The organism is Microcoleus sp. S13C4 (assembly GCF_036700865.1).
Classification (GTDB): Bacteria; Cyanobacteriota; Cyanobacteriia; order Cyanobacteriales; family Microcoleaceae; genus Microcoleus.
The window spans coordinates 1-10,258 of record NZ_JAUBPS010000115.1 but is presented as its reverse complement, the minus strand read 5'-3'; the positions used below and the strand labels follow the sequence as shown (position 1 = coordinate 10,258).

10 protein-coding genes are annotated in these 10,258 nt (G+C 47.2%); 7 read left to right on the top strand and 3 right to left on the bottom strand.

Annotation, left to right across the window (positions count from 1 at the left end):
* Positions 1-270 (top strand): hypothetical protein (locus tag QT996_RS27250; protein ID WP_333050506.1); only part of this gene is annotated, 270 nt, incomplete at its 5' end.
* A 118-nt stretch (positions 271-388) separates the two neighbouring features.
* On the opposite strand, the gene QT996_RS27245 is transcribed toward QT996_RS27250, so the two are convergent.
* Entirely contained in the window at positions 389-2,221 is a 1,833-nt protein-coding gene (locus tag QT996_RS27245; RefSeq protein WP_333050505.1) for a caspase family protein, read from the bottom strand.
* Positions 2,222-2,503: 282 nt separating this feature from the next.
* Here QT996_RS27245 and QT996_RS27240 point away from each other — a divergent pair, with 282 nt between their 5' ends.
* The 5 genes from QT996_RS27240 to QT996_RS27220 all read left to right on the top strand — a co-directional run bounded on the left by QT996_RS27240 (position 2,504) and on the right by QT996_RS27220 (position 6,329).
* Positions 2,504-3,205: a V4R domain-containing protein gene (locus QT996_RS27240; protein ID WP_333050504.1), complete on the top strand. Its 702-nt coding sequence runs from the start codon at positions 2,504-2,506 to the stop codon at positions 3,203-3,205.
* Between the two features lie 94 nt (positions 3,206-3,299).
* On the top strand, positions 3,300-3,566 hold the full coding sequence (locus QT996_RS27235) for a hypothetical protein (RefSeq protein WP_333042386.1): 267 nt from the start codon (positions 3,300-3,302) through the stop codon (positions 3,564-3,566).
* 170 nt (positions 3,567-3,736) lie between these two features.
* On the top strand, positions 3,737-4,207 hold the full coding sequence (locus tag QT996_RS27230; RefSeq protein ID WP_333050503.1) for a phycobilisome protein: 471 nt from the start codon (positions 3,737-3,739) through the stop codon (positions 4,205-4,207).
* A 50-nt stretch (positions 4,208-4,257) separates the two neighbouring features.
* Positions 4,258-4,920, top strand: coding sequence for a V4R domain-containing protein (locus QT996_RS27225; protein ID WP_333050502.1), 663 nt, complete (start codon positions 4,258-4,260; stop codon positions 4,918-4,920).
* 242 nt (positions 4,921-5,162) lie between these two features.
* Positions 5,163-6,329 (top strand): pentapeptide repeat-containing protein, encoded by a 1,167-nt coding sequence (locus QT996_RS27220; RefSeq protein WP_333050501.1) that lies wholly within the window; start codon positions 5,163-5,165, stop codon positions 6,327-6,329.
* A gap of 17 nt (positions 6,330-6,346) precedes the next feature.
* Here QT996_RS27220 and QT996_RS27215 read toward each other — a convergent pair whose 3' ends face one another.
* Complete coding sequence (locus QT996_RS27215; protein WP_333050500.1) at positions 6,347-6,817, bottom strand: phycobilisome protein; 471 nt, start codon at positions 6,815-6,817, stop codon at positions 6,347-6,349.
* Between the two features lie 38 nt (positions 6,818-6,855).
* Positions 6,856-7,338, bottom strand: coding sequence for a 2Fe-2S iron-sulfur cluster-binding protein (locus QT996_RS27210; protein ID WP_333050499.1), 483 nt, complete (start codon positions 7,336-7,338; stop codon positions 6,856-6,858).
* A 502-nt stretch (positions 7,339-7,840) separates the two neighbouring features.
* Between QT996_RS27210 and QT996_RS27205 the strand changes: the two genes are divergently transcribed.
* On the top strand, positions 7,841-9,781 hold the full coding sequence (locus tag QT996_RS27205) for a serine/threonine-protein kinase (RefSeq protein ID WP_333050498.1): 1,941 nt from the start codon (positions 7,841-7,843) through the stop codon (positions 9,779-9,781).
* Positions 9,782-10,258: the final 477 nt, after the last annotated feature.

Sequence of the window (10,258 nt, the reverse complement as noted above, 5' to 3'; positions counted from 1 at the left end):
ATGAGGACGACCAGACATTGTAATTCTCTCCTTTACTTTTTACACAAGTCTATCACATCTTTAAAAAAATGGTATAAAATACACGCCTTCGGTCTCATGATTCCATCCACAAAAGAACATCCAAATTATGCCACTATTATGCAACCAGAATTAACAGCTCATACGATATCTTTCACTATACAAAAACAAACCGACCAGGGAGCATATAAAATCCCCTCGCCCAGAAGCTGGGGAGGGGAAATGGTAAATAAAAAAAATTATTGGTTTTAAATTATCGGTATGTAGGTCTTTTTTTGCAGTATCAAGAGGTATCGATCGAGCGAACGACCCCTGTTGGTCAGTCACTAAGATAATTTCCCGGTGGGAAACCGAGAAATTATCAACTAAATCAACCTTTTTTCGGGCGTTGCAGCTTAGTTTTCCAATTGGCGATCTCCTTCTGAGCCCGCTGATAACTCTTAGTACCCGACGGCACCAGCGAAGCAGCTTCAACTGCCTCTTTCAGCTTTCCTTGAGAGCCGCGCAACTGAGCAATTTTGAGAATACTTTCGCTCCACTCTCCCATTAACTGTTGAGCTTCTTCATACTTAGGCTGACCGGCTTCAATTTTATTAGCTTGCTGGATGCCTTTACTGTAAGAAGAGGCAACCCCCCGCTTAATTTGACCCTTAGCAGCCGATAGCAAAGCAGCATTTACATCCTGGTCTTTGGATAGCTCCTGCCACTGAGCGATCGCCTGTTTCGACTGATTGTAAACAGGCTGATTGACATCAGGCATCAATTTAGCCGCCCCGATCGCCCCCTGGAAATCGCCCCGAGCCGCCCGCCCGTTAGCTATATCCAAAATTGTCAAACTCCAGCGCTCAATATCCTGCTGAGCCTGCGGGTAGAGCGGATCGCTAGCCGGAATCGTTCGAGCCTTAACCACTGCTTTATTAAAACTAGAAGCCGAACCATCCTTGAGGAAAGTTTTCGCCTCAGCCCACACCTGCTGGCTGGATGGTGGCTGCTTGGTTCCAGCCCCTGCTTGCACCGCCCGCGGTTGGTTCTGCGACCCCCCAGTACCAGTAAATTTTTGAGATCCAGAGTTTTGGGCATTTTTCGCAGGCGATCGAGGATCTCCCTCCTGCTGACCAATAAAAATTGATTTGTTGGTCACAAAAACACCCAACAGCAGCACCAAAGCCGTAGCTGAACTCCACAAAACTAGCTGCTGCAAAAATGACTTATCCGAGCCCCCGTTATGCTCATCCTCCGGCTTTTGCAAGTTCGGCTGATCGCCCCCCCGATCAGCAGGGGCCACAGCATTTGGCTGCGACACAGGTGCCACCTCAACCGACGAATCCTGAGCGTTGCGAACTGCCGGAGGCAGATCCATTCGACCCGTAGCCGTCGCCATTTGCGGGCGATCAAAACCATCACCCGTACCAACCGTCATATTGCCGTTGCGTCCGGCCAACGCAGCAGTTGGTATCCCTGAAGCATCCGGCAAAATCACCAAATTAGCCTTTCCCGGAGGATTCACCACCATCAAAGGTTCTTGTTTCGGACGCAAATGGTGGTCACACAGCTCCGGCAGTCGATCGCTCAAAAAACGGTCTAAACCCTTAATGGTCATGCACTGTCCCGATCGTAGCCCCTCCAAAAGCGCCGTCGTAAAAAACCCCTGACGCAAAGCCGAAGTTTCCCGCGAAACTTGATTCGGCCGGGAAGAAAGCACCGTCGGGATTTCCAGTTCCCGCGCCAGCTCGACCGTTTGAGAGCCGATCGTTTCCCCCGCTTTCACAATCTGGCTGCGGTTCATATCAACCAGCACCAATACCGTTTCCGTAGGAGCGTTTTTCAGAGTATTCAACAGCAACTCTACTGGAATCCCCGTACCCTGAATGTCAGCCGGATTGCCGTCAACCGGCATCAAATAATCCTTACCTTCATAGCTGACACCGTAGCCACTAAAAAAACACCAGAGTAAATCTCCCTGTTGCACATGTTCCGCACAGAGGCTTTGGGTCAATCTCAGAATATTTTCCCGATTTGGATATGTAGATTGACCCCACAGCGACGGCGAGTTATCGGTCATCAGCAGACATCCATCCGGCGCAAAACCCGCCTCCTCAGTCAAAAAACCGTACAGGGCCTCTGCATCCTCTTGGGCATAACTCAAAGGCTGGAGTAACTGATATTGATTGATGCCTATTGCAATACAAGCGTGATTTTTCATCCCCATATGCCCTATATATATACTGGACAGCTTGCACAAAACGATAACACATAGCCGTTTAAGGTTATACCCACTTTTGCTAGCACTCAGAGAGCAGTTGTCCGAAGGCAGAACTCCCAACAAGCCCCCAAATTTAGCATCCTAGAATTTTTAATTTTTATATTGCAGTAAAAAATTATACCCTGTACCTGCCTTTAGAAAAATAAAGTTAAATTGGATACACAGGCCAGTCTATTTGACTCTCATTTTCACCAAACTACACCAAAAAGGAATAACCCGCCAATGGTCTCTACCGCCAAAAAAGAAATCTCCCCTCACAGCGAATCGCTACTGAAGCAAAAGCATCCTACAACTCACAGCCACTATAGGTTTCAGGATTTTTTTGCCTTCGATCGCCAGATGGGTACAATTGACGACTGGAATGAGTCGCGCAACATTTTTACCAGCGAAGACTTCATTATCGGTTTGGTGGAGGGGCTCGAAGAAGAAGTCGGCCCCGCGTCCTCTGTCATCATGTATACTATTGGTTGCCAGTGGGGACTCCAAGATTCCGAATTTTTTCAAAAATGGTTTAGTGCCGAATACAGCCAGAACATTCGCCAGTCAAATCTCATGTTTCTGCTAGAAACTTGGTGGTGGCCTTTCACGGCTCAAGGTTGGGGTCGCTGGGAAGTGGACATGAGCGATCGCAAACACGGCTGCATCTTCATCAACCTCTTTGACTCAGCAGTTGCTCGCACATTGGGGGACGTAGGCAAACCCGTTTGTCACCTATACGCTGGTTTGTTCGCCGGTTTCTTCGGCTCTTTAGTCAAAAAGCCTCTGAGCTGCATAGAACTCCAATGTTACTCAATGGGAGAAACCTATTGCAAGTTCCTGCTTGGCAACCCAGATAAAATTGATGCAGCAGCATTCTGGCTCAACGAAGGTGCCAACGCCCGCGATATTCAAAATCGACTGCAACACGGTGAAATATTGCGGTAAACAACCTGGAAAGGCACATCCCCTGCCCTGCCTTTCCTCCCACCAATTTCGCGATCGAAAGTGCGATGGTGGATTTATCCAGGCAGGAAGAAAGATGAAAAGTCAAACTTCATGGTTGGACCAATCTGTCCAAGAATTCTTTGGTCACTATAATTGGCTGGGAAAATCTTTAGAAACCCCAAATGGCTCGACCCCCGGTCAACTTCTGAGTTTAACCCAGCCAGTAGCAGACTTTTTTCAAGCTATTTCTTGGGAAGGAATTCCGGAAGTAGGTGCCCTACCCTTACCCCCACCCTTGCCAGTAATTTCTATTTCTGAACAAGCAGAAGTCACCATTGATGACCTATTCGACCTGTTTTAATCTGTGTAGGGAATGGAAAATAAAAAATAGGGCAATCCCTCATCCATCTTCCCTCACCCCTCTTTCCTCATCCTTCAAAATCCATTAGTTAAATCCGTTAAATCCCGTACATTGCTCGTTGCCGAACTTCCTTCCTTTTATCAATTACCGATTACCGCTTAATTAAAATCATGCACCCAGAGATTGAGGCGCTGCTGGATCAGGCAGAAAACCGCTTTTTAAAAGGCGAAGAACTCCTAGCTTTTAAGCGTCAAGCTGTAACCCTTGTCCAGCGCTTAAAAATTTACGAATTTTTGCGAGAGAAGGAAGCAAGTATCTTCCAACCAGTAGCCAACAAACTACAAGAAACATTCCCCGACGAAAAACAAGAAACCTTAGAACGATCGCTCAAACACTGGGTGTTAGTCTTGCGGTACTGCGCTATGGCTATGCTGCTGAACGATCAAAATTTTCTCGAACAGCGCCTTGTAGACTGGCTTTCCGGCATAGTCGAAGCCCACCAAACTCACAATATCGAAGCAACTGTTTGCAATCTGCTGCAAACTCGTTTAAAAGAATTGCTTTCCGAGCAAGCCCGGGCTATATTGCAACCATTTTTCGACCAAGCACAGTCAATTATTATTGACCAAAGTAAGAAATAATCAGCTTTCCTCCCAATTTCCAATTCCCGATTCCCCATTCCCAATTTCCGATGATTAATATTGCCGACTTACTCAAACAGCCCCGACTCCCTGGAAACTACTTTGCCAGCGATGCCTACGTCCGAGGCGACCTCGAACTCGGCCTCCTGGAAAACCGCCGGGGCGATCGGCTCTTAGCACTCCCAGAAACACTGATTCAAGCTATTTATATCGGCTTAGAACAAGAAACAGGCCAAGCCTCCCGCCTCGTGCTTTTCAACTGCGGTCGCTGGTGGGGTAAAAACTTCTACGTGCGTTTTTGCGAAGAAGTCAGCGAATACTACGGTCAGCCAGTTTCTGAAATGGAAATGGTAGAATTTCTTCAGTCCTTGCAGCAATGTTGGAAAACTCATGGATGGGGAACATTTGAGTTCGACCCCAGCTATTCCGAACATGGATTTTTAATAGTAAAAATTGCTAACTCTCTTTTTGCTAAAACTGCACCCAAGTCTAAGCGACCAGCCTGTTTTTTAGAAGCAGGTATTTTAAGTGCGTTCTTTAGTCAGCTTACGGGTCGAGAACTTCACTGTCTGCAAACATCCTGCGAATCATTGGGTTCGGACTGCAACCGATTTATTTTAGGGCTGCGCGATCGCCTACAACCGGGGGATTCTATGGTCGAAGAAGGAAAAGACCATGAAGCTATTCTCAGTCAACTTTTTCAACAAAACTGACTGATTTGACAGCTATTACTTTGTTGCTAATAGCTGTCAAGTCGATTGTTTTGCACCCATATTATCGACCGTATCATCAAAACTGTGAGTTAAATTATAAAAAATCTCCTGAGTTAAACAATCAGGTTTTAGCAATTCACATAAAACCTGATTATAACTAGCAGCTAGAAACTTCATAACTTACTCTAGAAACTCATAAAATTTAAAAGCAATCAAAACCTCAAACATTTTGCTAGAACTTAATGGACGCCAATGAACTTCTAACTCGATATGCAGCCGGCGAAAGAGATTTTAGACTGGCCAATCTGCGCGGCATTGTGTTGAGTCCGATCGATTTATACCGTTCCAGCGATGCCCCAACTCTAATTTTGGCAAACCTCAACCAACACCAGCAACGACCCTATTTAATCGGTGCCAACCTCAGCGGGGCCGACCTCACCAAAGCCCATCTGAGCCGAGCCAATCTCAGTAAAGCTGACCTCAGCGGAGCCAATCTCACCGGCGCCAACCTCATGGCAGCCAGTCTGAGTGGAGCCAATCTCATCGGAGCCAATCTCACCGGCGCCAACCTAGCCGGATCTCATCTGAATTGGGCAAACCTGACCGGAGCAATTCTTCCCCATGCTAATCTCATAGGTGCAGATATGAGCGCCGCTAACCTTACCAAAGCCGTTCTCACGGAGGCCAATCTCAGTAAAGCCTATCTGATTAAAGCCAATCTCAACGGAGCAAACTTCAAAGATGCTTACTTAAGTCTAGCGAGTCTGAAAGAGGCAGACTTGACTGAAGCACAGCTCACCGGAGCCGAATTATCCAAAGCCAACCTAGCCGGAGCCAACTTAACCCGTGCTAACCTCAGCAAAGCCAACCTGCTGAAAGCTAATCTCAGGCGAACTAACCTCACTCAAGCCTATTTAAACGGCGCGTGCTTGAGCGGATCAGACCTTAGCGAAGCTTGCTTGGATAGAGCCAATTTGTGCAAAGCAGACCTGAGCAAAACCTACCTGAGAAACATTACTTTGAATGGCAGCCACTTAAGCGGTATTAACCTCAGCGGGGCAGACCTCAGCGGTGTAGACTTGAGCCGCAAACTTTTAACAGGAATTAATATGGCAGAGGCATTGTTGAACGAAGCCAACTTGAGCGGTGCTTATCTGATGGAAGCTAACTTGAGCGGGGCCAACCTCAGCAAAGCCAACTTGAGTCTAGCCTACCTGCTCAATGCCGACCTTTCTAATTCTTGTCTGCATGAAATTAACTTGAGCAAAGCTAACCTTAGTAAAGCCAACTTGCAGAAAGCTGACTTGACAGGAGCCAACCTCCGGGGAGCCATTCTCACTGAGGCGGATTTGACGGGAGCCAAGTTAATTGGAGCCACTCTTCCTAACGGCACAGTTTATCGGCGTTAACTTGTCAACCCCCTTGATTATTTGCCTAGTAAAGTGCGGTTGATGTCCAGAATCGGAAAAAATAGGTTCCTTTCTTCCACCGTGAGATATTGTTTGAGAACCTTTTTCATCACATCGTAGGTCACGGTTGCACTATTTCTAACTTGAACAGCGCCTAAAATAGTTTGCAACCAAAGTAGTAGCCGATCGCGCAATCGTTCCGTATCATTAATCAATAGTGCTGCCGCCGAATGCCTCAACACCCGCACAATATCTCCACGGCACTTTTCAGTCACATCGTTAGCCCCCCGCCGAAATAAACTAGGATCTAGAGACTGCATTTGTGCTTCCACTTGCCGCATAATTTCTGTTTCAGAGGCTTGAAGTTTTTTATAAGCACTCATCCGGTGATTCAAAGACTGAAAGTAGTCTTTCAAAAATTGGAGTTCTTCTGCACTGGCGTAGCGTCCGTCTGCTTCCGTGCTCAAACGCGCAAGTTGGCTCAACATAGATTTTTCTCTACTACTAAAATACAAACATATCAGTTTTAAGCTTCTTTAGTCCGAACTAAATATTGTCCTACTTGAAAGCGGGTTTCATTAAGCTGTGTAACAATAGAACGAGTAATTAACTTTCCTGATTCTACAACTACTTGACCCGTAATGGGGTGTAATAAATCTTGCTGGGCCCGGCGGCCGATCAGAGCTTCGACATTTTCAATAGCATTAATGTACATCCCCGCAGGCAACTGTACAACCACACCCTCGCCCATAATTTGAGCCTGACAAGCCAGTCGCGAATTGGCTTTAGCCGTAGTAATGACTTCCAACGTCCTTTTCTCGCGGCGGTTCATGTGGGACAAGCCTTCCATGCCTTCTTTAATGTAAACATGGCAAGTAGCGCACATTCCCCGCCCCCCGCATTCCTTGAGAACGTCTAAGTCTTTGGAAAGTAAGGCCGACAGGATATTTGATCGGGTTTCAACTGCTATTTCCTCCGCAATTGGATCGAGTTTAATAATTTTAACCATATTGATGTTTGCTCCTGTCAAGTTCACTATTTAGCAAGTTACGATCAACTTATTCAAAGCGCAAAAAAATTTGGCTAACACTCAAAAAGGTTAAGATGCCTTGACGACAGCATGGGCTTCTGGCTCTCTAACCCCTATGGCATAACCACACTTCTGTTTTGGTCATATCGCTGTTCGCTCGCCCCGATTCCCCAGCTTAGCCTTGAAAAGCTAAAACCTTAGATACTTTCTGGATGGCATTGAAAAAACTGTAATAGTCGCGATCGACTAAAATAGCAGCCACGGGTAGTTCCCGAGCGGGTACCGGCATTCCGCAAGATTGATAGTGATTCCTAAGTTCAAGGATTTTAGTAGGTGCGAGTGTGCGATCGCTCTCAAGGAGGCGGAGAATGAACCTGAGATAACATAGGCTGTACCTGGCGAGCGATTCAAAAATTTGAATTATTGTCAGAATTATTTACATATTTTAATACTAGCTCAAGCTTTTTCTATAATTAGACCGATGCAACATTCTAAGTACCGCATTTTAGGGCTAGTCGGACAAGGACAATTTGGTCGAGTCTTTTGTGCCAGCGTTCGAGAAGCTCCCGCCCAGGACTCCCGCCTCACCAGCCAACTGGTTGCTCTCAAAGAACTTAGTCATCAAAAAGCCCCAACTAGCGAATTCTTGCGAGAGCTGTGGTTTCTGATCACCTTGCAGCACCCGAATATTGTTACCTGCCGAGCTCTAGAACACACAGCTACAGGCAGGTACTTGGTTATGGACTACTGCGAGGGAGGAACCCTCCGCAACCTGCTCAAACAAGACCGCCCCTTGCGTCTGCTTGAAGGTTTGCAGCTAGTCATGGAAGTTTTAGCCGGCTTAGACTACGCCCACCGGCGAGGCGTAGTTCACTGCGACATCAAACCCGAAAATATCCTCCTCACTTTAGGGGCAAAAGGTTGGTCGCCCCGACTGTCTGACTTTGGCATCGCGCGTCGGCTGCCAGAAATTGGTACCACTCGCCTCCACCAAGAACTTTCTCCCGACGCTACCGTAGGTTCCCCCGCTTACATGGCCCCTGAGCGGTTTTACGGTCTTTTTTCCCCGATGTCAGATATATATGCAGTAGGAATTCTGCTGTTTGAATTGCTCATGGGCTACCGCCCTTTCGGGGGAACCCCCGGAGACTTGAGGTGGGCGCACCTGAATCAACGTTTGCAATTTCCCGACGCCATCCCCGAACCTTTGCAAGCAATAGTTAAAAAATCTTTAGAAAAGCTGCCAGCCCGGCGTTTTGCCAGTGCTTCCCAAATGGCTCAAGCTCTGCGACTGATCATGTACGACCCCGCTGTCAGGCAATTGGGCGACTGCATTATTCCCTGGGAAAGCCCCACAACCAGTGGTGATAAAAGTCTGAAGTCTGAAACTGAGTCTTTGCTGGAAGTTGAAGAAGAAAAAGCTTCACAGTCGGCTATTAATTTACTTGGGACTGTGCGCTATTCGCTTTTGCAGCCAAAGCCACTGATACTTCCTGCACCGTTGACCGCTTTAATTGCCACTGAAACGTATCTATATGCTGCTGTAGGTACAGAGGTCAAGGTTTGGTCTCAGCCGGGAAAACAGCTAGTTACAGGAGAAATGTCTACTTCTATTTCATTAATGGCGGAAATTGTGCGTGGCATTTTACCGAGTTCCCACGGCTGCTGCGTTCTCACTCCGCAAAAACTTTACTGGCTCAATGAGCGCTCTTGGGAGCCTCAATGTTTGCTGGATATGGGTTTGAGGCAAGGTCCAGATGCTTTTAAAGCTGCTGTAGATTCTCACGGCAACTGGTTGACAGTAGCGGTTCCCGGCGAACTGCGTTTTTATTCTTTAGCTGGGAACAGCACTGCGGGCGATCAGAAAAAAGCGCTGAAGCTGATCGCTACTGTGCCGTTACCAGAACACTATTTACCAGAATTAATGTTTTTGGATCGGCGACACGTCTTAGCAGTTTGGCCGGACAACGAACCAAAAAATCCCCAAACTATTTTTAGAGTTTACACTCGCCGCGGCACGCCGGTGGGTTCTGTGCGGTTGTCTGCCAGCGTCGGACAGATGCTGTTGACCCCTGAGCCTTATACTTTGCTGGGAATTCCCCAAGGTGGTAAAGCGGCGGTGCTGTTGATGAAATTGTGGCCCCTCAAGGTAGCGCGAATTCCCCTTGAAAGTTTGCCCGTGTCTGCTTGTGTGGCTAATTGGGGATGGGTGTTGGCAGATGTTGGGGGGCAGATAGAAGTGTTAAACAGTCAAGGGATTCAAGTAGGGAGTTTTAGCAGCCCCGCCTCACCGCGGGCGATCGCTCCTTGGGGGAATAGAGGTTTGGTGATTGCTGTCAATACTGAGGAAGAGAGTCACTTGCACTTTTTAGATGTAGATGTTGAGGAGACCAACTCGCGCTCGATCATCAAAGGGTCATAACTGGCGTAACTGAAGGTATTTTGGGGTTGCTGTAATTCAGGAGACTGTATTTGTTGGCATCGATTCCTGGGAGTTTGAATCAGGGTTAGAGTACCGTGTCGTGTCAACTTCTGGATTTTGACTCAGAGGAATTGTTAAGGGCGATCGGCTCAATCTGAGACCCGAACTTCCCTCAGTAAAGTCCAAGAAATGCAGACACCACTTAATATATATGACTCATGCACCAGCCTGATTCTGCCATCCTAACCCATGATGCAGCCTTACACCTTACACTCTAACTGTGCCTTACCCATACTCGAAGTAACCCCCATCATGTTGAACCACGGAGTTCTTCTACCCATGCGCGGTAGATACTCCCCCCAAAAGTCCCATCTTGCAAAAAAAAGCAGACCCAAGCCCTAAAGAGGAGTCAGCCAGCGGAGGCAGGATGGGAAACAAAAAGCCAAAAGCCTTGGTGTGTATAGGTTCAAAAAAAAG